Annotated in this window: 27 protein-coding genes; 18 read left to right on the top strand and 9 right to left on the bottom strand. The window is 47.7% G+C overall.

Annotation, left to right across the window (positions count from 1 at the left end; translation table 11 throughout):
* Positions 1-11 precede the first annotated feature (11 nt).
* Positions 12-1,034, top strand: a complete 1,023-nt coding sequence (locus DRW41_RS15250; protein ID WP_115452878.1) for a nuclease-related domain-containing protein — start codon at positions 12-14, stop codon at positions 1,032-1,034.
* Positions 1,035-1,146: 112 nt separating this feature from the next.
* Here DRW41_RS15250 and DRW41_RS15245 read toward each other — a convergent pair whose 3' ends face one another.
* A complete protein-coding gene (locus tag DRW41_RS15245) occupies positions 1,147-2,304 on the bottom strand; it encodes a metallophosphoesterase (RefSeq protein ID WP_115452877.1) in 1,158 nt (385 codons plus the stop codon).
* 308 nt (positions 2,305-2,612) lie between these two features.
* Here DRW41_RS15245 and DRW41_RS15240 point away from each other — a divergent pair, with 308 nt between their 5' ends.
* The 8 genes from DRW41_RS15240 (at position 2,613) to DRW41_RS15205 (ending at position 10,530) form a co-directional block, all read left to right on the top strand.
* Positions 2,613-2,990, top strand: a complete 378-nt coding sequence (locus DRW41_RS15240) for a VOC family protein (RefSeq protein WP_115452876.1) — start codon at positions 2,613-2,615, stop codon at positions 2,988-2,990.
* A gap of 57 nt (positions 2,991-3,047) precedes the next feature.
* Positions 3,048-4,022, top strand: a complete 975-nt coding sequence (locus tag DRW41_RS15235) for a glycerophosphodiester phosphodiesterase family protein (RefSeq protein WP_115453018.1) — start codon at positions 3,048-3,050, stop codon at positions 4,020-4,022.
* A gap of 404 nt (positions 4,023-4,426) precedes the next feature.
* The gene (gene argF / locus DRW41_RS15230; protein WP_115452875.1) at positions 4,427-5,398 is read left to right on the top strand and encodes an ornithine carbamoyltransferase; all 972 of its coding nucleotides are present in this window, start codon (positions 4,427-4,429) and stop codon (positions 5,396-5,398) included.
* Positions 5,399-5,450: 52 nt separating this feature from the next.
* Positions 5,451-6,662: an argininosuccinate synthase gene (locus DRW41_RS15225; protein ID WP_115452874.1), complete on the top strand. Its 1,212-nt coding sequence runs from the start codon at positions 5,451-5,453 to the stop codon at positions 6,660-6,662.
* Between the two features lie 99 nt (positions 6,663-6,761).
* Positions 6,762-8,135, top strand: a complete 1,374-nt coding sequence (argH, locus tag DRW41_RS15220; protein ID WP_115452873.1) for an argininosuccinate lyase — start codon at positions 6,762-6,764, stop codon at positions 8,133-8,135.
* Positions 8,136-8,295: 160 nt separating this feature from the next.
* Positions 8,296-9,171: a carbon-nitrogen hydrolase family protein gene (locus DRW41_RS15215; protein ID WP_115452872.1), complete on the top strand. Its 876-nt coding sequence runs from the start codon at positions 8,296-8,298 to the stop codon at positions 9,169-9,171.
* Between the two features lie 5 nt (positions 9,172-9,176).
* Positions 9,177-9,866 (top strand): GNAT family N-acetyltransferase, encoded by a 690-nt coding sequence (locus tag DRW41_RS15210; protein WP_115452871.1) that lies wholly within the window; start codon positions 9,177-9,179, stop codon positions 9,864-9,866.
* The gene (locus tag DRW41_RS15205; RefSeq protein WP_115452870.1) at positions 9,856-10,530 is read left to right on the top strand and encodes a GNAT family N-acetyltransferase; all 675 of its coding nucleotides are present in this window, start codon (positions 9,856-9,858) and stop codon (positions 10,528-10,530) included. Before DRW41_RS15210 ends, DRW41_RS15205 begins: the two co-directional genes overlap by 11 nt.
* A gap of 70 nt (positions 10,531-10,600) precedes the next feature.
* On the opposite strand, the gene DRW41_RS15200 is transcribed toward DRW41_RS15205, so the two are convergent.
* Positions 10,601-11,680, bottom strand: coding sequence for a M20 family metallopeptidase (locus DRW41_RS15200; protein WP_342771998.1), 1,080 nt, complete (start codon positions 11,678-11,680; stop codon positions 10,601-10,603).
* A gap of 528 nt (positions 11,681-12,208) precedes the next feature.
* Between DRW41_RS15200 and DRW41_RS15195 the strand changes: the two genes are divergently transcribed.
* A complete protein-coding gene (locus DRW41_RS15195) occupies positions 12,209-12,700 on the top strand; it encodes a DoxX family protein (protein WP_115452868.1) in 492 nt (163 codons plus the stop codon).
* Positions 12,701-12,891: 191 nt separating this feature from the next.
* Here the strand turns inward: DRW41_RS15195 and DRW41_RS15190 are convergent, their stop codons facing one another.
* From DRW41_RS15190 to DRW41_RS15180, 3 genes are all read right to left on the bottom strand, one after another.
* Positions 12,892-13,080, bottom strand: coding sequence for a YfhD family protein (locus DRW41_RS15190; protein ID WP_053365267.1), 189 nt, complete (start codon positions 13,078-13,080; stop codon positions 12,892-12,894).
* A gap of 130 nt (positions 13,081-13,210) precedes the next feature.
* Positions 13,211-13,339, bottom strand: coding sequence for a YfhE family protein (locus DRW41_RS15185; protein ID WP_115452867.1), 129 nt, complete (start codon positions 13,337-13,339; stop codon positions 13,211-13,213).
* 67 nt (positions 13,340-13,406) lie between these two features.
* A complete protein-coding gene (locus tag DRW41_RS15180) occupies positions 13,407-14,309 on the bottom strand; it encodes a TIGR01777 family oxidoreductase (protein ID WP_115452866.1) in 903 nt (300 codons plus the stop codon).
* Between the two features lie 102 nt (positions 14,310-14,411).
* On the opposite strand from DRW41_RS15180, the gene recX reads away from it, so the two are divergent.
* Complete coding sequence (gene recX / locus DRW41_RS15175; protein ID WP_115452865.1) at positions 14,412-15,221, top strand: recombination regulator RecX; 810 nt, start codon at positions 14,412-14,414, stop codon at positions 15,219-15,221.
* A gap of 11 nt (positions 15,222-15,232) precedes the next feature.
* Here recX and DRW41_RS15170 read toward each other — a convergent pair whose 3' ends face one another.
* Positions 15,233-15,907, bottom strand: a complete 675-nt coding sequence (locus DRW41_RS15170; protein WP_115452864.1) for an SDR family NAD(P)-dependent oxidoreductase — start codon at positions 15,905-15,907, stop codon at positions 15,233-15,235.
* Positions 15,908-16,002: 95 nt separating this feature from the next.
* On the opposite strand from DRW41_RS15170, the gene DRW41_RS15165 reads away from it, so the two are divergent.
* Positions 16,003-16,326 (top strand): YfhH family protein, encoded by a 324-nt coding sequence (locus DRW41_RS15165; RefSeq protein ID WP_181884575.1) that lies wholly within the window; start codon positions 16,003-16,005, stop codon positions 16,324-16,326.
* A 54-nt stretch (positions 16,327-16,380) separates the two neighbouring features.
* Here the strand turns inward: DRW41_RS15165 and DRW41_RS15160 are convergent, their stop codons facing one another.
* Positions 16,381-16,554, bottom strand: a complete 174-nt coding sequence (locus DRW41_RS15160; protein ID WP_115452862.1) for a small, acid-soluble spore protein K — start codon at positions 16,552-16,554, stop codon at positions 16,381-16,383.
* Positions 16,555-16,669: 115 nt separating this feature from the next.
* On the opposite strand from DRW41_RS15160, the gene DRW41_RS15155 reads away from it, so the two are divergent.
* Entirely contained in the window at positions 16,670-16,939 is a 270-nt protein-coding gene (locus DRW41_RS15155) for a YfhJ family protein (protein WP_115452861.1), read from the top strand.
* 149 nt (positions 16,940-17,088) lie between these two features.
* On the opposite strand, the gene DRW41_RS15150 is transcribed toward DRW41_RS15155, so the two are convergent.
* Entirely contained in the window at positions 17,089-18,069 is a 981-nt protein-coding gene (locus tag DRW41_RS15150; RefSeq protein ID WP_115452860.1) for a metal-dependent hydrolase, read from the bottom strand.
* A 168-nt stretch (positions 18,070-18,237) separates the two neighbouring features.
* Here DRW41_RS15150 and mutY point away from each other — a divergent pair, with 168 nt between their 5' ends.
* Positions 18,238-19,329 carry an A/G-specific adenine glycosylase gene (mutY, locus tag DRW41_RS15145; RefSeq protein WP_115452859.1) on the top strand — a complete coding sequence of 364 codons (1,092 nt, stop codon included), beginning with the start codon at positions 18,238-18,240 and terminating at the stop codon, positions 19,327-19,329.
* A gap of 86 nt (positions 19,330-19,415) precedes the next feature.
* Here mutY and yfhS read toward each other — a convergent pair whose 3' ends face one another.
* Positions 19,416-19,640 (bottom strand): mother cell protein YfhS, encoded by a 225-nt coding sequence (gene yfhS / locus DRW41_RS15140; RefSeq protein WP_115452858.1) that lies wholly within the window; start codon positions 19,638-19,640, stop codon positions 19,416-19,418.
* A 112-nt stretch (positions 19,641-19,752) separates the two neighbouring features.
* Here yfhS and fabL point away from each other — a divergent pair, with 112 nt between their 5' ends.
* The 4 genes from fabL to ntdP all read left to right on the top strand — a co-directional run bounded on the left by fabL (position 19,753) and on the right by ntdP (position 22,025).
* Positions 19,753-20,502, top strand: coding sequence for an enoyl-[acyl-carrier-protein] reductase FabL (gene fabL, locus DRW41_RS15135; protein ID WP_115452857.1), 750 nt, complete (start codon positions 19,753-19,755; stop codon positions 20,500-20,502).
* Positions 20,503-20,576: 74 nt separating this feature from the next.
* Entirely contained in the window at positions 20,577-20,852 is a 276-nt protein-coding gene (locus tag DRW41_RS15130) for a gamma-type small acid-soluble spore protein (RefSeq protein ID WP_115452856.1), read from the top strand.
* 214 nt (positions 20,853-21,066) lie between these two features.
* The gene (locus DRW41_RS15125; RefSeq protein ID WP_439330878.1) at positions 21,067-21,315 is read left to right on the top strand and encodes a YgaB family protein; all 249 of its coding nucleotides are present in this window, start codon (positions 21,067-21,069) and stop codon (positions 21,313-21,315) included.
* A gap of 179 nt (positions 21,316-21,494) precedes the next feature.
* Positions 21,495-22,025: a nucleoside tri-diphosphate phosphatase gene (ntdP, locus tag DRW41_RS15120; RefSeq protein WP_115452854.1), complete on the top strand. Its 531-nt coding sequence runs from the start codon at positions 21,495-21,497 to the stop codon at positions 22,023-22,025.
* Positions 22,026-22,042: the final 17 nt, after the last annotated feature.

The following is a 22,042-nucleotide window of genomic DNA, read 5'->3' as shown; positions in this document are numbered from 1 at the left end:
AGGATACGAGTTTGATTGCATTGGAAAGAGCAATTCCGCTGATTATTTTAATGCTCGAGGCACTATTAAGGAGGCTGCCGAACGGCCATCCAAAGAGAAAGGAGGTTGAGGAGTCGTTACGGACCCAAAAAGCGGGGTACAACGGTGAAAAATCGGTTGATTATTACCTGAATTTCCTCGATCAAGGGAAATTCATGATTTTCAAAGGATTACGCCTCAAAAACAACGGCTTCTTTTTTCAAATTGACACGCTTTTAATCACACCGTTCTTTGCGTTGATTCTAGAAATTAAGAATTGGGGCGGGGATATCCATTTTGACAAGAATTTTTGCCAGGTTTTTCAGGAGAAGGATGGTAAAACGACGGTATATACAAACCCCATTTCCCAAGCAAGATTACAGACACTAAGATTAAGGGAGTGGCTCAAAAATCATAACTTCCCGGACATCCCGATTGAATTCCTTGTCGTGATGAGCAACAATTCCTCAAGGCTAAAGGCAGACCCGGGTTACTACGAAGTTTTCAAAAAAGTTATTCATGAAATACGCCTGGTTGAGAAAGTTTCTGAAATCGAGAAGCAGCATAAGAAAGAGTTTTTCTCGATAAATGAACTAAAAAAACTGAAAAAGAACGTCCTCGCAAAGCACACACCCTACCGTCCTGACATACTGAAAAACTTCTCCATTTCCACAATAGAAATCCTTCCAGGAATCCTTTGCTCCACATGCCTTTCATATTCGATGAAGATACATTACGGAAAATGCCATTGCGTTCATTGTGGGTACGTCTCGTACACCGCCCATTTGGAGGCAGTCCGGGACTATTTCCTTTTAATTTCACCGAGCCTGACAAATTCCGAAATGAGGCGATTTTTAAAATTGGAAAATGATAAACAAGCGTACAACATTCTAAACTCCATGAACCTCCCTTTTACCGGCACAAAAAGAGGCCGCGTCTACTACGAATCCCCAATTGCCAAGCCGGCAACCAGCTCCATAAATTCCAAAAGTGGTAAAGGGCAATATAGTAGATAGCCATGAACAGCAGATGAAACCATGCTCGATAACCCGTGGGTTAAGAAGATGCACTTCGTCGATTTAAAGTTGATATAAAGAAGGCTCTCAATAAAAAGGAGCCCCTCTTCCCTTAGAGGATGGCTCCTTCATTTTGGTTATGGTGCGGTACAGCTTCATCCGCGAATGTAACGTCAATTTCAAGAATTTCCGAACGGCTTCCAAGCCTTAGTGGCGGGCCCCAAAAACCAAACCCCGATGAGACGATTGCATGTAATTCTCCTTTTTTCAAATAGCCCCAATCAATTTCAAATAATTTTTTCGTTATAAAATGGTTTGGCGCCATTTGGCCGCGGTGCGTATGACCGCATAATAGCAGGTCGACGCCATTTTCGGCGGCGATCGAAACCTCGGCGGGCTGGTGGTCCATCATGATGATCGGCATGGACGGGTCGGCCACAGCCAAAAGGTCACTCATCCCCTGCCTCAATCTATCGGTCTTATCCTTGCGGCCAGCAAGGAAGAATGATTCATCTATTTCCAACACCTCGTCCTGGAGGATTTGGATGCCAACCCTGTCCATTTCCTTCACGAACTCCGGAATGGCGCCGCCATAATATTCATGGTTGCCAAGCACCCCATAAACTCCCAGAGGGGCGGACAATTCCTTCATTACTTCACCCATCTTTTTGCGTATAAACGGTTCGGGATCGTCCTCAATGATATCACCCGGCAAAAGAATAATATCCGGTTTTAGGTTGTTTGCTTCCTCCACTAGCCGGCGGAGATGGGAAAGCCCTGATAGATTGCCAAAATGCATATCTGAAGCCATCGCAATCTTCAGCTTTTTGCGTCCGCCAGCCTGTTTTGGAATCGTGATAGAGTACTGCCTAATTACCGGGCTGTATGCGTTAAAGGTTCCGTACGCGAAAATCGATGCAAAGGCAGCAAGCAAAAGCAGGCCTATCCAGAAAACAACTTTATTTGAAGGAAGGCCTGTTTCTATCAAAATATAGCCGGCAAGGTCCGCAAACGGCAGCAGGAGCAGCGCGTATTGCACTATTCCGAACCAGTAAGAACCGATTATCGTGAATACAGGCATCCTGAATTTCGCCCGTCCAAAAATATAGGAAAAGGCCAATATGAAAAAAATTACTCCATATAGAATCACTGGAGGCAGGGGCAGGCGGGTGGATTCAAGCCAGACCCAGCCATTCCAGCCGATATATAAAACAAGCAAGGAATATATGATAAAAAAGATTGTAAAACCGGCAATCATCCTAAACTTCATGAAGCGGCTCCTTTCCTGTGGGAAAACTCTAAAGCTAGTGTAAACATTATTTCCTGAAAAAGCTTCTGAAACACACTGGTAAGACACCTATTCAAAAAATGAATGAAACGTGGTCCTCATTGGAGGAATTATCCAGAAGAAAGTCTGAAAGGAAGGGTGTGTCATTTTTTTTATAAAAAAAATCACATTTCCGGTTAATGGAGATTTTTATATACATATTTCCGCGAAAATGGTTTGGCTTGTTTTGTGCGCCCGTTCCAATATGCTATACTGCTTGAGAAAGATGCACATTCAAGGAGGTTACATTCATGAAAAGCGCAAGCCCATATGTTTTAGTAGACAACTGCCAAGAGGCAATCGAATTCTATCAAGGGATTCTAGGCGGCGAGGTAAAGGTCCTGAATGAACACGCAGGGAACCTTCTTCACGCTGAACTTCACTTTGGAAATGGTTCCTATATCCATTTTGCATTCAAATTCAAACAGGAGCCTGTTCCCGGCGATATGGTCAAGATTATCCTTACATGTGATTCAGAGGAAGAAATCAAAAATGTCTATAACGCTTTAAGTGAAGGCGGCAAAGTAACGGTTGAACTGCAGGATACTTTCTTTGGTGCAATCCACGGCCAGGTGACAGACAAAAACGGCGTCAACTGGGCAATGAACTATTTTAAACAGCAGGGGTAAATTTGAGGAGGCATTGTCCAGTTGGCGGGCAATGCCGTTTTTTCTAAGGGGGATACTATGAAGAAGCGCAAGGTTGGAAGGCGAATAGCGGTTTTTTTGGCGGCACTGCTTGTTTTCCTTTTCATAAACAATACATCCATCTTCAGCGGCAACGGAACAGGGAGCCCAAAGTTCCTTGCACACAGGGGGGTTGCCCAGACGTTTGACATGGCTGGCATTACGAATGAAACATGTACAGCGGAACGGATTTATCCGCCGGAGCATGGCTACCTGGAAAACACTATCCCCTCAATGGAAGCTGCCTTTAAAGACGGGGCAGATGTGGTTGAACTTGATATTCATCCAACGAAAGATGGCGAGTTTGCAGTGTTCCATGACTGGGAATTGGACTGCAGGACGAACGGCTCTGGCGTTACAAGGGATTTTACAATGGAAGAGCTGAAAAAACTGGACATAGGCTATGGCTATACAGCGGATCACGGAAAAACCTTTCCTTTCAGAGGGAAAGGCAACGGGCTAATGCCGTCGCTCGATGAAGTGTTAAACCAGTTTCCTGACAAGGAGCTTCTAATCCATATAAAAAGCAATGATCCGGAGGAAGGAGAAATGCTTGCTGATTATTTGGGCAATTTTCCAAACGATAGGCTTGGCAAGTTATCTGTTTATGGGGGAGACGAGCCAATTGCTTCCCTGAAAGAAGAGCTTCCTGATTTGCGGGTTATGTCGAAGGCTACAATGAAAAGCTGTCTTCTTCCTTATATGGCGGTCGGCTGGACCGGCTATGTACCGAAAACATGCGAGCGGACACAGGTTCATATCCCCGAAAAAATCGCGCCGTGGCTTTGGGGCTGGCCAGCGAAGTTTTCGAGCCGAATAGAGGACGCCGGAACGAGGGTGATCCTGGTCGCTGGTGATGGCGGTTTTTCAGAGGGATTTGATTCAAAAGAAGACATGGAACGAATTCCAGACGGTTTCCCTGGCTTAATTTGGACAAACCGGATTGATAGGGTTTCAAAAGAGATTTCGAAATAACGGACTGGATTTTTCACGTAACAGGCTGCTTCCCGGCGGCCTGTTTTTTTGGTGTCGGGAAGTAATATGGGAAATCCATTTTTATGAAATTTCATGCATCGAAGGTTTTGCCTGTATAGATGTTTGTTGGGGAAAAAGGCTTGTTTTTCAAAAAAATAAAATTTTTTCGAAATGAACGGTTGCATAAATATTAATCTATAATTATAATAATTCAGTATTGAGAGTTTTAATTATACACAGCAATTATTCAAGGCTCGGGAAAACGACATATGCAAGTAAGAATATGGTGTTCCTGGACACCCCGGGAATACTAGTGCCATGGGATACTAATAATTCGGGAATTGCCCGGTTTAAGGCAGTGGACGCTGTGATGGCCGGAAGTTCCTAAAACGGAGGGGAAGAACATGCTCAATGCAATCAGAAAAGGAGAATCATTCGTGCCGAATTTGAAGGGAAAGGATTTCCTGCGGCTTGCGGACTTTTCGAAGGAGGAACTTGGCTGGCTGCTTGAAACGGCGGTTCAGCTGAAGAAGGCGCAAAAGCAGGGGAAATCGCAGCCATTCCTGAGCGGCAAGGTCCTCGGGATGATTTTTGAAAAATCGTCGACCAGGACGCGTGTATCATTCGAAGTTGGGATGATGCAGCTCGGCGGCCAGGCTATCTTTTTAAGTACAAAAGACCTTCAGCTGGGGCGCGGGGAAACGATCGCTGATACGGCGAAAGTCCTTTCCAGGTATGTTGATGGGATAATGATTCGAACATTCGGGCACGCACGAATTGAGGAATTTGCCGAGCATGCTACCGTTCCGGTCATCAACGGGCTGACAGACCTCCATCATCCCGCCCAGGTAATGGCCGATCTTCAAACCATTTATGAAAATAAAGGGCATCTTGAAGGCCTGAAACTTTGCTATATCGGAGATGGCAATAACAATATGGCCCATTCCCTCCTGGAAGGGGCCGTCAAAATGGGTATGGATATTAGCCTTGCCAGCCCGGCAGGTTATGAACCGAACAGCTCGATTGTGAGCCAGGTGAAAAAAGAGGCCGTTACCTCTGGAAGCAGCATTTTGTTAACCGGGGATCCCCGCGAAGCGATTTCCGGCGCCGATGTGGTCATCACGGACGTTTGGACGAGTATGGGACAGGAAGAGGAAGCAAAGGAGCGTCTTGCAACTTTCGCCCCATTCCAGGTGAATGAGGAACTGTGCGGCCTGGCAAACAAGGACTATCTCTTCCTACACTGCCTGCCCGCCCACCGCGGCGAGGAAGTAACGGAAGGCATCATCGACGGCCCTCACTCCGTTGTGTTTGACGAAGCGGAAAACAGGCTCCACGCCCAAAAAGCGATCCTTAAAGCACTGCTCGCGGGATAACGGCATTGTAAATATATCTATTTAATACCTAAAAACTTGAAGAGGTGCAGAGATGGCAAAAGAAAAAATCGTTTTGGCATATTCAGGCGGATTGGACACATCCGTCTCCGTTAAATGGATCCAGGAAAAATACGGGTACGACGTAATCGCGCTCGGGCTCGATGTCGGCGAGGGCAAGGATTTGGAAGCCATCCGTACTAAAGCTCTCAATGTCGGCGCTATCAAGGCCTATATGATCGATGCGAAAGAACTTTTAGCAAAAGAATACATTGTCCCGGCATTAAAGGCGAACTGCCTGTATGAAGGGAAATACCCGTTGTCTTCAGCGTTGTCGAGGCCGCTTATCTCGAAACTGCTCGTTGAAGTTGCGGAAAAAGAAGGCGCGGCCGCCGTGGCCCATGGCTGTACTGGAAAAGGAAACGACCAGGTTCGCTTCGAGGTGTCCATCCAGGCTTTGAACCCTAACCTGAAGGTTGTCGCCCCCGTCCGCGAGTGGGGAATGACGAGGGATGAGGAAATTAAGTATGCCGAGGAAAAAGGGATTCCGATTCCTGTCGACCTTGACAATCCGTTTTCCATCGATGCGAATATTTGGGGACGCGCCTGCGAAGCCGGGGTCCTTGAAGATCCTTGGGCCGAGGCGCCGGAAGCAGCTTTTGACTGGACGAATCCAATTGAACTCGCCCCGGATGCCCCTGAATATGTTGAAATTGATTTTGAAAAAGGCGTGCCGACCGCGCTGAATGGTGAGCAGCTGCCGCTTGTCCAGCTGATTGAAAAGCTGAATGAGCTTGGCGGAAAACATGGTATCGGACGCATTGACCATATTGAAAACCGCCTTGTCGGCATCAAGTCAAGGGAGGTTTACGAAAACCCTGCCGCCCTAATCCTGATCCAGGCGCACAAGGAGCTGGAATTCCTGACTTTGCCGCGGGAGGTTACCCAATTTAAAACACAGGTCGACCAGCAGATGGCCAAAATCGTCTATGAGGGCCTCTGGTATTCTCCGCTGAAAGCCGCCCTTGACGCGTTTGTCGACCAAACTCAGGAAGTCGTGACCGGCACAATCCGCGTCAAGCTCCATAAGGGAACACATATGACTGTCGGCCGCAAATCGCCATACAGCCTGTATAACGAAGAGCTTGCGACGTATTCGAAGGGAGACGCGTTCGACCATCTCGCCGCGGAGGGCTTCATCAAAATCTGGGGCTTGCCGACAAAGGTATATTCCCAGGTTAATAGCAAGCAGTCCGTCTTGAAATAGGTTTTATTTTACAGAGACGGGTGGAAAAATTCAAAATTAAACTTGCGGCTTCCTCTAACGAATTGGGGAAGCCTGCACTTTACTTCAGGAGGCAGGCTTATGTCAAAATTATGGGGCGGCCGCTTTACAAAAGAAACAAACAAGCTCGTTGAGGAGTTTACGGCATCAATTTTTTTCGATAAAAAGCTGGCCGCGGAAGATATCGAAGGAAGCCTGGCCCATGCGAAAATGCTGGGAGAGTGCGGGATCATTCCGATGGAGGACGTTGAGCAAATCGTCGGCGGGCTCCTGAAAATCCGTGAAATGGCCGAAAACAACGAGATTGAATTTCTAATAGAAGATGAAGACATTCATATGAATATCGAGAAGAAGCTGATTGAATTGATCGGGCCTGTTGGCGGAAAACTGCATACGGGCAGAAGCAGGAACGACCAGGTCGCGACCGATATGCATCTGTATCTCAGGACCAAGACCAATGAACTGATCGGCCTGGTTGAAAATGTCCAGGAAGCGATTGTCGATAAGTCGAAGCTTCATATTGATACGCTGATTCCGGGCTATACTCATTTACAGCGCGCCCAGCCAGTTTCGTTCGCGCATCATTTAATGGCGTATTTCTGGATGTTTGAGCGAGACAAGGAGAGGCTTAAGGACAGCGTGAAACGGATAAATTGGATGCCGCTGGGCGCCGGAGCCCTTGCCGGGACAACCTTCCCGATCAATAGGGAGCTGACGGCCGGTCTGCTTGGTTTTGAAACGATTTACCCGAACAGCATGGATGCGGTCAGCGACAGGGATTTCATCCTCGAATTCCTATCGATTGGTTCCATCATCATGACGCATATTTCGAGGCTTTCCGAAGAATTGATTATTTGGTCGAGCCAGGAATTCCGTTTTGTTGAACTTGATGACTCGTTCTGCACAGGATCAAGCATCATGCCGCAAAAGAAAAACCCGGATGTCCCGGAACTGCTGCGCGGTAAAACGGGCAGGGTATACGGGAATCTTGTTGGCCTCCTGACCGTTTTGAAAGGCTTGCCGCTTGCGTATAACAAGGACCTTCAGGAGGATAAGGAAGGCATGTTTGATACGGTGGAAACGCTGGAAGGCTCGTTAAAGCTTCTAGCACCGATGATTGAAACGATGAAGGTGAACGGCAATGTGATGCGCCAGGCGCTGAACGAGGATTTCTCGAATGCGACCGATATCGCGGATTATCTTGCCGGAAAAGGAATGCCGTTCCGCGAAGCACATGAGGTAATCGGCAAAATCGTCCTTTACTGCATCCAGAACAACAAATACCTGCTCGATTTGACGATGGACGAATACAGGTCGTACAGCGAACACTTCCACGGCGACATATACAAAATCCTCACACCTGAACACGTCGCCGGCGCGCGCAAAAGCTACGGAGGAACTGCCCCGGGCCAAATCCAAAACCAAATCCAGCTCGCCCAATCCCTGCTTGACTGATTAGCGGGGTCATACAAAGGTGCCAGGAACCGCCGTAGACATTTTTCCCCACGGTGGTAACTGGCACTTTTTGGTTTGTTTTGAAGCAAAACGGTATCCGTTTTGCGCGAAATAAGGCATAATATAGGAAATCATTTATTGGATAGGGGGAGTTTTTCCTATGAAGCTAAGGATTTCCGCGGTTCAGTATCATCTTCATACTATATCTTCTTTTGAGGAGTTTGCTGCTCAATGCGAGCATTATATAAAAACGGCCGAAGAGTTCGGTTCGGAGTTTGTTTTATTCCCTGAATTTTTTACTACCCAGCTGCTTTCAATCGGCGACGGTACGGGCAAGGCGCTGACGATCAACGACCTGCCCGGTTTTACTGAACAATACAGGGAGCTGTTTGCTTCTTTTTCGAAAAAAACCGGCATGCACATTATTGGCGGCACCCATGTCGTCGAGAGGGGCGGGAAGCTTTATAACACAGCCCATTTGTTCTATCCGGATGGAAGAATAGAAGAGCAGGCGAAATTGCATATTACCCCGACCGAGGTTCACGAATGGAATATGGAAAAAGGCGACAGCTTCCGGATTTTTGATACAGAAAAAGGCAAAATTGCTATTCTTACATGCTATGATATCGAATTCCCGGAAATCGTCCGGATGGCCAAGGCGAAAGGAGCCGATGTTATTTTCTGCCCATCCTGTACTGATGACCGCCATGGCTTCCATCGCGTCCGTTACACAAGCCACGCCAGGGCAATCGAAAACCAGGTGTATGTTGTGTTGACAGGGACGGTCGGGGCGCTTCCAACAGTCGATTTCATGCGCCTGAATTTTGGCCAGGCTGCCGTCATTACGCCAAATGACATTCCTTTCCCTCCAAAGGGTCTCATGGTTGAAGGCGAAATCAACGATGACATGATCGTGACCGCGGATTTGGATCTTGAACTATTATATGAAGTCCGCGAGCGAGGCTCTGTAACGACCTGGCGCGACCGAAGGACCGATCTGTATGTGGATTGGGCAAAAACTGAATCGGAAGGGTGAGGAGAATGTACAAAAGCGAGTTTTTTGTATACGAGCAGGGGAAGCCGTATTCCGTTTGTATCAGGAATTATACGAAAGATGATTTCGACGGGCTGATTGAAATCCAGTCTGAATGCTTCCCGCCGCCATTCCCCTCGGACCTGTGGTGGAACAAGGAGCAACTCGCCAACCATGTGGAACTGTTTCCCGAAGGAGCGCTCTGCGTGTCGGTGGATGGAAACCTGGCTGGCTCGCTTACCGGTCTCCGCGTAAACTTTGACCCAGCCCACCCGGACCATACGTGGGAAGACGTGACGGATAACGGATATATCCGCAATCACCTGCCAGACGGGAACTCGCTTTATATAGTAGACATCAGTGTCAGGCCGAATTACCGGAAGCTTGGACTCGGAAAATTAATGATGCAGGCCATGTACCACGTTGTCATAGAAAAAGGCATCGACAGGCTCGTAGGCGGGGGCAGGATGCCGGGCTACCACAAAGAGGCTTCATCGATGACACCGGAACAGTACCTCGAAAAGGTCATGGCGGGCGAACTGAAAGACCCGGTCATAACCTTCCTGCTTCGCTGCGGCCGTGTGCCGGTTGCCGTGGTGAAAGATTACCTTGAAGACGAGGAATCTGGCAACTATGCCGTCATTATGGAATGGAAAAACCCATTTAAAAACGAAGGAGTACCTGGAAATGGAATTTAAGCGCATAACAAACATTGAAGACCCGAATTTTAGAAAACTGCACAACCTGATGGGTGAAATTTTTCCTCCGGAGGAAGTGCTTGAATACGACCTTTGGAAAGAACCGCTCGAAGATCCGGGCATCCGAGTGTTTGTCGCTGTGGACGGTGATGAAGTAGTCGGCGCGACTGAATACCGTTATTATGAAAATTGGAACATCGCCATGACCGATTTCACGATTATCGGCCAGCCTGGGAAGGGCATCGGCCGCTTCCTGGCCGTGAACCGGATGAAAGACTTGAAGGAGCTTGCCGGAAAAAATGGCAAGGAACAGCTGTACGGCATGTTTGCTGAAATTTATGACCCTTACCGTGTAGAAGAATACGAGTTTGGCGGCGTTAAGGTAATGGACCCGTATGTACGCCGCGAAGTGCTTTCCCATCTTGGCTACAAGCGCCTTGACCTAGAGTATGTCCACCCGTCTTGGGAGAACAATGGTGAAGCTGTGTCTGGGCTGGACCTCGGCTTCATGCCGGGAGACGAAAGCCAGGAAACTGTTGAAGCCGCGCTTGTCGTCGAATTCCTGACAACCTATTATTCCGTCCTGTCCAACAAGCCGAAGGAATGGGTGGATATGGTTGAATCCCTGCGGGCAAAAGAAAAGATTGCCCTCCTGCCTTTGTAGGGCAATACAAACGCGCCGCCCTCTTTAGTAGATGGGCAGCGCGTTTTTTATAGCATGGGATTCTGACCAGTCAATTCGATTTTTTTAACTCTGCCAGTCTATCAGAAGAAGCCAGTTCGACAAGGATGTTTTGGAAAGCCAACACTGACTCAATTTCCACGTATTCCTCATCTCCGTGCCAATTTCCGCCGGCTGGGCCGAATTCAATCGCGGGTATTCCGTATTTCGCGAAAAAGACAGTATCCGCGCTGCCATGCTGGCCAAAATAATCGGCTTCCCTCCCTGTATGCCGTTGAACGATTTCGCCAAGGATTTGCAGGAGAGGATGGCTGCGGTCTGTATTGACGGGATTCGAAATCATTCCGGGAAAGAACTGAACGCCTTCAACCCCGCTGATTTGCTGGATAATCTCCTCCTTGTCCTGGGAGGGGAGATAACGGATATCAAACCCCATCTTGCATTGGGCAGGAACAACATTATAGGCGCCATCCGCATTTATTTTCGCCAGATTGATCGAAGGTTTTTCATAATAATCGCTGCTTTCGCCTGCGAATGGAAGGTTAAGAATTTCCCGGTAAATGCCATAAGCCTTTTCAATCGCGTTAACGCCTTCCCATGGGCGGCTTCCATGTGCCGGCTTTCCGGTAACAAGGATATCCCCGCGCAGTACTCCTTTCGCTTGGTTGGCGATGCCAAGGCCCGTCGGTTCTCCGCAAATAGCGAAATCCCCTCTATAACCGTTTTCAACTAAAAAGCCTGTGCAATTGAATCCGCCAATTTCTTCATCGGAAACAATTTGCAGTTGGACTTTAATTCCGAGATCCCTGCCATTTAATCGCGCAAGCGCGGCCATCATTGCCGCGATTCCTGCCTTCATATCGGCAGATCCCCTTCCATAAATTTTTCCGTCCCGCTCAAATGGGATGAACTGCCCTGGTGTGGCGGCCACGACATCGACATGGCCATTCAGGACTAGGGTAAAATCACCGCTGCCGATTTCGGAAACCAGCATCGTGTATCCATTGTTTTCGAAAAAAGAAACCGGTAGCCCATTTTCACCCAGCCAGTTTCCGCAAAAACTTACTGCTGAATTTGCCCCTTCAACTGAACTGCTGTTAATCGATATTAAATCGTTAAGCAATTTTAACACCAAACAAGCCATCTCCCTTTCAGCATTCTAGTAAAAAGTCATCAATGCCAGTTTTTGGCCATTGAAACCGGGAATGTAGAGTAGAAAATAGTAAATTCCCGGACTCATCCCCATTTAAACGTCTTTTTGGGGAAATATTTAATTACTCAGTAAGATATCCACAAAAACATCGTTATTTTAACAGTCATCCACAGACTTATCCACTTTATCCACAGAATGAACCCCAAATGTTATACACAAACGCCGATTTCCACACCCCTTTATTTTGTTATGTCCATAAATTTTACCCACAATATCCCCAATATCCACATTCGTTCACATTTTATTCAAATACTCACTATAAACATAGTGAAATATATAAAAACATGTTGATAGTTTTTAAACAAGGGAGTATAGTAAGGGTGTAGAAAGTAAGTGAAAACATTCACAAACTTAAACTCCAATTCACAGAACTTATATTTAAAGTAAATTTTTTTCTTTAAGTATGTGAATAGTTTCACAAATAATAAATAATAGGAGCTGGTTAAAATGAAAAAATGGTATCAAACACCTCAGGCAGCAACAGTATGGACAATCGCCAGAATCTGGCTTGGACTACAATGGATCGAAGCAGGCTGGCACAAGATTACAGGTGGATTTGACGCAGGCGGATTCATCCAAGGGGCGATTGCCAACGCTGGCGGCGACCATCCGGCCGTCCAGGGATGGTATGCACAATTCCTGCAAAGCTTCGCAGTACCGAATGTAGATTTGTTTAACGTCTTAATTCCTTGGGGCGAAACTCTCGTTGGCCTGGGACTGATTCTTGGAGCAGCGACAATCCCGGCTTTAATCGCTGGCGCGTTCATGAACCTGAACTTCATGCTTGCAGGCACAACAAGCACGAACCCTATCCTTTATACAGTGGCATTCATCCTTTTGTTCGCTGGCAGCGGCGCAACTTACTGGGGCGTTGACCGATTCTTGGTCCCTTATCTAAAAGCTGCATTCAATAAAAAGGCTGTAAGGAATAAAGCATAACTTTTAAAAAGAAGCAGGGGAGCCTGCTTCTTTTTTTATTGTCTAGGAAATTATAAAGTGTAACCTTGTGGATAACTCGAAACAAGATATTGTAATCCAGCTCCAGCGCCTAGCCCCTCGAGGTAACTATGGAGTAATAAAAAACAGGCATCCGCTAACCTAAGTTTTGCGAATGCCCGTTTTTTTAACGATTATTTCCGCCTGCTTTTCGCCCTTTGGTCGGCGGCTTTTGACCTGGCCATTGCCTCAAGGTCGTCATGGTCGGCAAGGTCGCGGTCAAATTCTACGTCACGCCCATCGGTAATTTTCAGGTTCTTTGGAGTTTGTGGCAGGGAAGCTGTGTTTTTGTCACGATTCCTGTGTCCGCGTGAACGGGCCATCACGAAAAACCCCTTTCGGAAATAAATTGCGGATTGCCCCGCAGTATTATCATTTCCGCTACATCGTCAGCCATAAGTGGGAAATTTTTCGAAAAAGGAAGCCGTCCCAAGTATGATTCAAAATCCTGCCTTACCGCTTCTTCAGTTTAGGCCCTTCAAAGCCCGCGGCCCTGTCCGCCGCCTTAAATTCCCGCTGGTAAAGGACTTCCTGCGTTGAGGTCAATGTAAGCCTAGCCTTATCCTTTTTAGGTTTTTCCACTTCTGATCCCTTCCTTCAAGAAAAGTATGCTGCTATTCCAATCCTTTCCTTAACAAGGGGGAATGATTCAATTTTTGTACAAATTTTTGAGTGCGGGTCCGAGTTCCGGAAAGCGGAAGCTGTAACCGGCGTCGAGCAATTTTTTCGGAAAAACCTTTTGTCCTTCAAGGACGAGGGTGCTCATTTCCCCAAGAAGCAGCTTTAGAGCGAGACCTGGCACCGGAAGCCAATGCGGACGGCCCAAAACTTTGCCAATTGTCTTTCCGAACTCCTTCATCGGAACAGGTTCAGGTGCCGTGAAATTGACAGGTCCGCTTACCCTTTCATTTTCGATGGCAAAAAGAATTCCGGAAACGGCATCATCGTGATGGATCCAGGACACCCATTGACGGCCCGATCCGACCGTGCCGCCTCCAAATAATTTGTATGGAAGGGCAATCCTGGGCAGCGCGCCTTCTTTATCATCAAGGATGATCCCCAACCTGCACAGTACGGTCCGGATGCCAAGGTCCGCCGCATTCAAACTTGCATCTTCCCACCGTTTGACTAAATCGGCAAGAAAATCTTTCCCGGGAGCACTGCCTTCAACAAACGTTTTACTCTCGGAAGTGCCGTAAAATCCAACCGCGCTTGCTCCAATATGGACTTTCGGCTTCTGCTTAAGGCTGCTCATTATCCGGACGGCTTCGTTGGCAGCGGCAAGCCTGCTCGTCAATAACCGTTCTTTCCGCTCCGGCGTCCATCGTCCGCTGTTGAGTGATTCTCCTGCAAGATTGACAAAGACATCGATCCCCGCAAGTTCATGTTCCGGACGGCTGCCGTCGGAGAGCCATTGAACATAAGTTACCCCAGCCCGGCCGGTTTCTTTTTTCTTTCTTGTTAAAATAAACACCTCATGTCCCTTCGCGAGCAATGATTCAGTGAGGGCTCCGCCCAAAAAGCCGCTGCCCCCGGCAATTGCGATTTTCATCCGTACATCCTCCCTTCTAAAAAATCTGTTATCTCCATTTTAGCTTCTTCCCATATGAAAGGCACACTTGGAGTATGGTAAAGTGGAAAAGAGGTGAGGTAAATGGCAACCATTACGAAAATCACCACCCAGAAGCGTGATACAGGAAGATACAATATTTATATGGATTTCGGCAAGGGAGAAGAATTCGCCTTCAGTGCCGATGAAACCGTTATTATTAAATTTAAATTGAGAAAAGGGATGGAGCTTGACGAGTTCGCGCTGGCGGAAGTCGGCTACCATGACGAAATTCGAAAAGCGTATAACAATGCTATCAACTATTTGTCCCATAAAATGAGGACTGAAAAAGAAGTTCGAAAGCATCTGAAGGAAAAAAAGCTTGAGGAAGCTGCCATCAATGAAGTGATCCACAGGCTGCTTGAGCAAGGTTACCTGAATGACAAGGAATACGCCGATGCGTATGTAAGGACGCAAATTGGCACAACCGATAAAGGGGCATACGTTGTCCGGATGGAGCTGAAGGAAAGAGGCGTTGCAGACCCGCTCATTGAAGAAGCGCTCAAGCAATACACTCCTGAGGAACAGTTTGAAAAAGCGAAGGCGCTTGCCGAAAAATATGCCCGCAAGTACGCCTCGGAGTCAGAGCGGATCCTCAAACAAAAACTTGATGTAATGCTTCGCCGGAAGGGCTACCAGACCGACGCAATCCAATTCGCCTTGAACGAAGCCGATTTTGGCAGGGAAGAAGAGGACGAACTCGAGGCAATCCGCCTGCAGGGCGAAAAGGCGCACCGCAAGCATGCAAAGCTAACAGGCTACGCCTATGAACGGAAAATGAAAGAAACCCTTTTCCGGAAAGGGTTTCCAATCGAGCTGATTGAACGCTATCTTGAAGCGCGCGGCGAGGAATAATGTCCCGCGCGCTATTTTTGCCGTTCGATGATGATTTCTTTTTCGCCTATGCCTTCAACAATTCGCCGGGCTATCTCGCGAGGAGGCATGAATTTTGATGAGTCTGCCACATGCGAACTTCCTTCCCAAAAAGGCGTATCCATGCCGCCCATATAGGCTGCGGTGAACTTGATCCGGCTGCCTTCATACTCTTTTTGGAGGCTTTCTGTGAAGCCGCGGACCGCGAATTTGCTTGCCGCATACACGGATTCATTGGCCTTGCCGCGGAGGCCGGCCGTTGAAATGATATTCACCACATAGCCTGATTCCTTCTTTTCGAGATAGGGCAGGACCGCTTTGGTCATAAAAATGGTACCAAGGGCGTTTGCATTGAATAGTTCGGCAATTTGGGCGTTGTCCATTTTTCCAAAAGGCCCGAAATGCCCGATTCCGGCGCTGTTGACGAGTCCGTGGACTGTTTTACCTGTGAGTGCATGGGCAAGCTTTTCAGGTATGTTATCCGAATCTGCTACATCTAGGGCAAGAACACTGGCGGAGCCGTTGGAAGCCTCGATTTCTTCTTTGACATGGAGGAGTTTTTCCATCGTCCTTCCCACGAGCAGGACATCCCACCCTTTTTCCGCTAAAAGCAAGGCGGTTTCCCGTCCGAGCCCAGAGCCCGCGCCTGTTACAACAAAGGTTTCCATATAGATTCTCCTTCCAGATTAAGAGCACTATTCTTTTAAAACTCCCTATAATTTACTATACTGAAGCTATAATAACAATGAAGGTGGCTTTATGGATGGAACAGGAAAAACGGTATAGCGCCATGACCGAATATGAGTTGAAGCGGGAGATTGCCGCTTTGAACGAGAAGGCTAGGAAGGCTGAGCAAATGGGGATGGTGAACGAATATGCCGTGCTCGAACGGAAGGCTGTGATGGCGAAAGCCTATTTGCTTGACCCGAAAACGTTCAAGCCAGGGGAAATTTATGAAATTGATGGCGACCCAGGTACATATTTTAAAATTGATTACATGAATGGCGTTTTCGCGTGGGGATACCGCCTGGGCGGTTCGGGGAAGGAAGAAGCGCTGCCGATCTCGATGCTGATTCAAAAAGGCTGAAGCCAGGCACCTGAGTGATGCCTGGTTTCGGCCGGGATGTGGGCCGGACGAAAATTAATACGATCTAATCTGGTCCGGGTCTCTTTGCGAAGAGGCTTTCATTCGTTCCTGGGGATGGGTATTGATGGTGCCGTCCGCCCTTTTCGAAGCATATTCTGCTTTAGCGCGCGGTTCGCCTTCAAACTTGTTATCGTTTCCGTACGGGAAGCCCTTTGCCTTGTTTCTCATCGATCCTGCCTCCATCCGTCACGTTTTGCCGCAGAGCGCAATGTTCCGCGGTATGAATAGTATTTGTTCATTTTATATCAATATGTAGCTGCATTTCTGCCAGGGGGTGAAAATAATGAACGACTATCATGAAAGGCTGACCAAGGTTTTGCTTGATAAGAATGACCATCTATCCTATGGGGAGGCGCGGACCTGGGTCGAGCTTCTATGGGAGGATTTCGAAACCACCTATGCGAAGGCGGGCAGGGAGTATCAGGGCAGTGAAATGACTGAAAAAGTGATCCGCCAGTGGATTGAGCATTACGGTAAAAGCCTCCATGAATTCGCCGCGCAAAACCCGAAATACGCGCATTACCTGAAACAGGATAAAAACAAATTGCATTGAAAGAACAAAATGCGCAAGCGCCTTGTTCAGCCCCGACCAGCTTAAGACGGGGACTAATTTTGAGTTATCCACAACGTTCAATTTTAATGTTTCTTAGTATAAGAAAAACGGCAGCCCGCTGAAAATGGCTGCCGTTATGTTTTGTTGTTTCAGTTCGGGAGGATGGCGAGCTTCTTCCGCAGTTTTTCCTCACTGAAAATCCAGCCTGTATAGGAATTGATGACATTCAGGTCTGGATCGAGGTGGGCGACCGCGACAAATGGGTAATGGCCGTTGCTCCGGTAGCGCAGGTCGATGAACCTGACTTCATAGTAATCGTCGAATTCCTTTACTTCCCACCTGTAAACCGGTGAGAAGGATAGGAATGCCGAAATATTCGTGTCTTTTTTCGCGGCATTGATGACAGGCGTGTCGGGAACGGGGACGCGCTTGAATTTATCAAGGATCCTTACTGTCGTTCCTTGCGCCCTGCCGACGAAAAATTCATTTTCGTTCATGACGGCTATCTTCCAGTGATGAAACTTCATCGTCGGCGCGACGACAATCTGTGTTGCGTCAGGCACAATCTGTTTGACGGCTTTCACCACTTGACGCTTTTCCGAGAACCTCAGCAAATAATAAAAAATGAGGATTCCGTACACAACGAGGAATGTATAGCCGGGAGGCGCGCCCATAATCCAGACGACCAGTCCGGCGACATGGATGCCGAATATAAACGGGTCGAACGTATTGATTACGCCAAGCGCCACCCATTTGCACGAAAACGGCCTTAAGGCCTGGGTTCCATAGGCGTTGAAAATATCGACGAATACGTGCAGGAAGACCGCGAATTGCGTCCATAGCCACAGATGCAGCAGATTGGCATCCGGGTTAAAGAAAAAGATGATTCCTGTGATTAAAAGCGGCCAAAGGAGCACCGCGGGAACCGAGTGGGTGATCCCCCTGTGGTTCCGTATATATACCGCATTATTTCTAAGTTTTAAAACTGTATCTATGTCCGGGATTTGTGATCCGATAATTGTTCCGATCATGACGCTGCTGGCTGTTGCTGTGTGCGGCGCCACGGCCGGGTCAAGAGTGGCCAAGCCTCCGAGGGCAAGCCCCATTACGACATGTGTGCCAGTATCCAAGGTGCCGGTTCCTCCTTTTTTGGGAAGTGTTTCCCATACAAAATTCCTTGCCAATGGCGAAATCGTATTTTACGTTAGTATATGGCGGCAAGTTAGCCCTTGTTGAAATAATACTATTATATTCCCACTTTACTTTGTTTTTTAACATAGGGGAGGATAAATCTCAAGATGAACCACTTGGAAAATGTTGAAAAGATAGACATAGATCGGTTCCGGGAAGACTTGATTTCCTGGTTCCGGCACGAGCAAAGAAGCCTTCCTTGGCGGGAAGACCAAGATCCATACAAGGTCTGGGTTTCGGAAATCATGCTCCAGCAGACGAGGGTCGATACAGTTATCCCGTATTTCCTCAGGTTCATGGAACAGTTTCCTACGATTGAAGCGCTGGCCGATGCGGATGAAGATAAAGTTTTGAAAGCATGGGAAGGCCTCGGATATTACTCGAGGGCCAGGAATCTCCAGGCGGCCGTCCGGGAAGTAAAGGAAAAGTACAATGGCGTCGTCCCGGATTCTCCGAAGGAAATCGCGGGTTTGAAAGGTGTCGGGCCTTATACGGCAGGAGCGATTTTAAGCATCGCATACGGCATCCCGGAGCCCGCCGTCGATGGAAATGTCATGAGGGTTTTGTCGCGCATTCTGCTTATCCGGGAAGATATCGCAAAACCGTCTTCACGCAGGATTTTTGAAGAAGCGGTCAGAAAATTGATTTCCCATGAGTCGCCTTCCGACTTTAACCAGGCGCTTATGGAGCTTGGCGCGCTCATTTGCACGCCTACCTCGCCGTCATGCCTTCTTTGCCCGGTGAGGGATCATTGCCAGGCATTTCATGAAGGTGAACAAAATAATCTCCCTATAAAGGCGAAAAAGAAAAAGCCAAAACAGGTCCGCCTCGCAGCTGCCGTTGCCGTAGACGGGGAAGGCAGGATTTTGATCAGGAAACGCTCCGCGGAAGGGCTTTTGGCCAATTTGTGGGAGCTTCCTTCCGTAGAGGTCCATCATCCGATCGGAAACGCACGCGCAGAACTGGAGCATTTTTATAAAGAGGCTTTTCAGGCGGAAATGAAGGTTGGAGAACCGCTTGGCCAGATCCAGCATGTTTTTTCCCATCTAATCTGGGATGTTATAGTGTATTCAGCGGAACTCGATGGGACGGTTGCCGAAAATGAAAGCCTTCGCCTCGTCCCGCTCGAAGGTCTGGCGGAGTTTGCGCTTCCGGTCCCTCACCAGAAAATGCTGGCTCTTTATGCGGCCCGCGTGTAAATGGAATCTCTAATCACGGACATTGGCGAAAATAAAAAAAGCCGGAAAGACCGGCCTGATAGAAGAACGGATTCAGACACTAATCATTAATCGTAGCTTACTTTTGTTCCGTGGGTATAATCGGCTTCGCCACGGTGAAGGCCGCCGCGCCGTTCGATTTCTTCGACAATTTTCCGGTGGATGGTCTGGCCTTCTTCATTTAGATAAGGAACTACCTGCTGAAGCGAATGGTGGAAAAACGCAAGCTCGCTGTCTTCCCAATCGCTTTTCGGTTTCATTGTCAGTTCAGTCATATCCCGTCCGACATACATGGCAATTCTCCTTTCTGGCGGATCATTCATGGTTAGTGTTTGGATTCAATTGTCTTCTATACCCGTAAACGCTAAAATAAAAACAAATCAACCAGGAAAGGAATTACATAACATGACGCAAAAAGTTGCACTTGTAACAGGAAGCAGCCGTGGGATAGGGAAAGCCGCCGCAATCCGGCTCGCAAAAGAAGGATATGATATTGCGATCAATTATGCGCGCAGCAAAAGCGCCGCGCTCGAAACCGCCGCTGAAATCGAGGCTCTCGGGCGAAAAGCCGTTATCATCAAAGCAAACGTTGGGGATGTGGAAAAAATCCGCACGATGTTCGCCGCAGTTGAGGAAGAGTTCGGCCGCCTTGATGTATTCGTCAATAACGCGGCTTCTGGTGTGCTCCGTCCGGCCATGGAACTCGAGGAGTCTCATTGGGACTGGACGATGAACATCAATAGCAAGGCGCTTCTTTTTTGCGCCCAGGAAGCTGCAAGGTTAATGGACAAAAATGGCGGCGGCAAAATCGTCAGCCTCAGTTCGATCGGGTCGATCCGCTATCTGGAAAATTACACAACAGTCGGAGTATCAAAAGCCGCCCTTGAAGCGCTCACACGCTATTTGGCTGTCGAGCTCGCCCCGAAAAACATTATTGTCAACGCGGTATCCGGCGGAGCGGTCGATACGGAGGCGCTTAAGCATTTCCCGAACAGGGAGGAGCTTTTGGAGGAAGCAAGGAAAAAAACGCCAGCCAGGAGAATGGTCGAAATCGATGACCTCGTCGATACCATCATGTTCCTCGTCTCCGAACAGTCAAAAATGATTTGCGGGCAGACCATCATCGTTGACGGCGGAATTTCCCTGCTCGTTTAAAAATTTTACCTGCAAAATATTCAGGATAGAGCCAGCCCTTCATGGACAAATTAATAATCGTGGAGGTGATTACAATGGCAAAATTCAACCAACAGGCAAACAGGACTTCTTCCGGAACAAACATCCAGGAAGTAAGGCAGCAAAATGCTCAAGCTGGGCAGGGCCAATACGGCACTGAATTCGCGAGCGAAACGAACGCTCAAGAAGTAAGGCGCCAAAACCAGCAAGCTGGGCAAGGCCAACAAGGCCAACAAGGCCAATACGGCACTGAGTTCGGGAGCGAAACAAACGCTCAGGAAGTAAGGCGCCAAAACCAGCAAGCTGAAGGTAATAAAAATCAAAACAGCTAATCGAAAAATGTACGATGAGGCGCCCTTTACGGGGTGCCTTTTCCTTTTCTAAGTGGGCTGAAAAGTTCCGCGTTTCCGGTGACAGATCCTCTTTTACCTTCGACAAAACTTCCGTTGAAGCAACAGAACTAGTCAAAGGAGATAGGGCTGTAATCAAGAATACATAAGGGAACGACTAAAGCGGGGCGGTGGTAATTTGAAAACATTCAATCAAATGGTTTCCGAACAAATGAGAACAATGGAGAAACTCCTTTATTTGCAAGCAGAACTGGAACGTTGCCAGGAGATCCAGGCGCAGCTGCAAATCCTGCAAAATGAAACCGAGCTTGATTCCATCCAGGATGAAATCAGGGCGATGAAAGTGGAACTGAGGGAAATACAAAAAATATTTGAGGAACAGACCGAGGAGGTTATCCGTTCCTACCAACATGGGAACAGCGATGTGAAAGAGGTATCCGGTTGATGGGAAAAACGAAATATTTTTAAGGGCCATTTTGCTTCGGATAATGGCTCTTTTGTTTTAAAATCACCCTTAAACCGTTATAATAGGAGAAAACAGGAATAGCCTTTTGTTGCCTTTTGTCGTTTTTTTGGTTTATCATAGGTTGCAAAGCGTTCGGGAAATGAAAGTAGGGGAGATTCATGGGTTTACCCATTGAAGGAGAACCAATGCAAATACACAGCTATAAACATAATGGGCATATCCATCGCATATGGGATGAAACCACAATTCTGAAGGGAACACAAAACCTAGTAATCGGCGGCAACGACAGGACGGTTGTCACGGAATCCGACGGACGGACATGGGTGACGCGGGAGCCGGCCATTTGCTATTTCCATTCGGAATGCTGGTTCAATGTGATTGGGATGCTCCGCGAGGATGGCGTTCATTATTACTGCAATATTAGTTCACCGTTCATTTTTGACGGGGAATCATTGAAGTATATTGATTATGACCTCGATATTAAAGTTTTTCCGGATATGACCTTCAATTTGCTTGATGAGGATGAATATGAGCGTCACCGCCGTGAAATGAATTATCCTGATGTCATCGACCAAATCCTGAAGAGGAACGTCGAGAAGCTGATCAGGTGGATCCGCCAGCGCAAAGGGCCGTTCGCGCCGGATTTCATCGACACATGGTATGAACGCTATCTCTCATTCAGGAAATAGGCAGCCATAAAGCCCTG

This window comes from Neobacillus piezotolerans, assembly GCF_003362805.1.
In the GTDB taxonomy this organism is placed as follows: domain Bacteria; phylum Bacillota; class Bacilli; order Bacillales; family Cytobacillaceae; genus Bacillus_D; species Bacillus_D piezotolerans.
The sequence above is the reverse complement of the archived record's forward strand: the minus strand, read 5'-3'. Positions and strand labels throughout refer to the sequence as shown.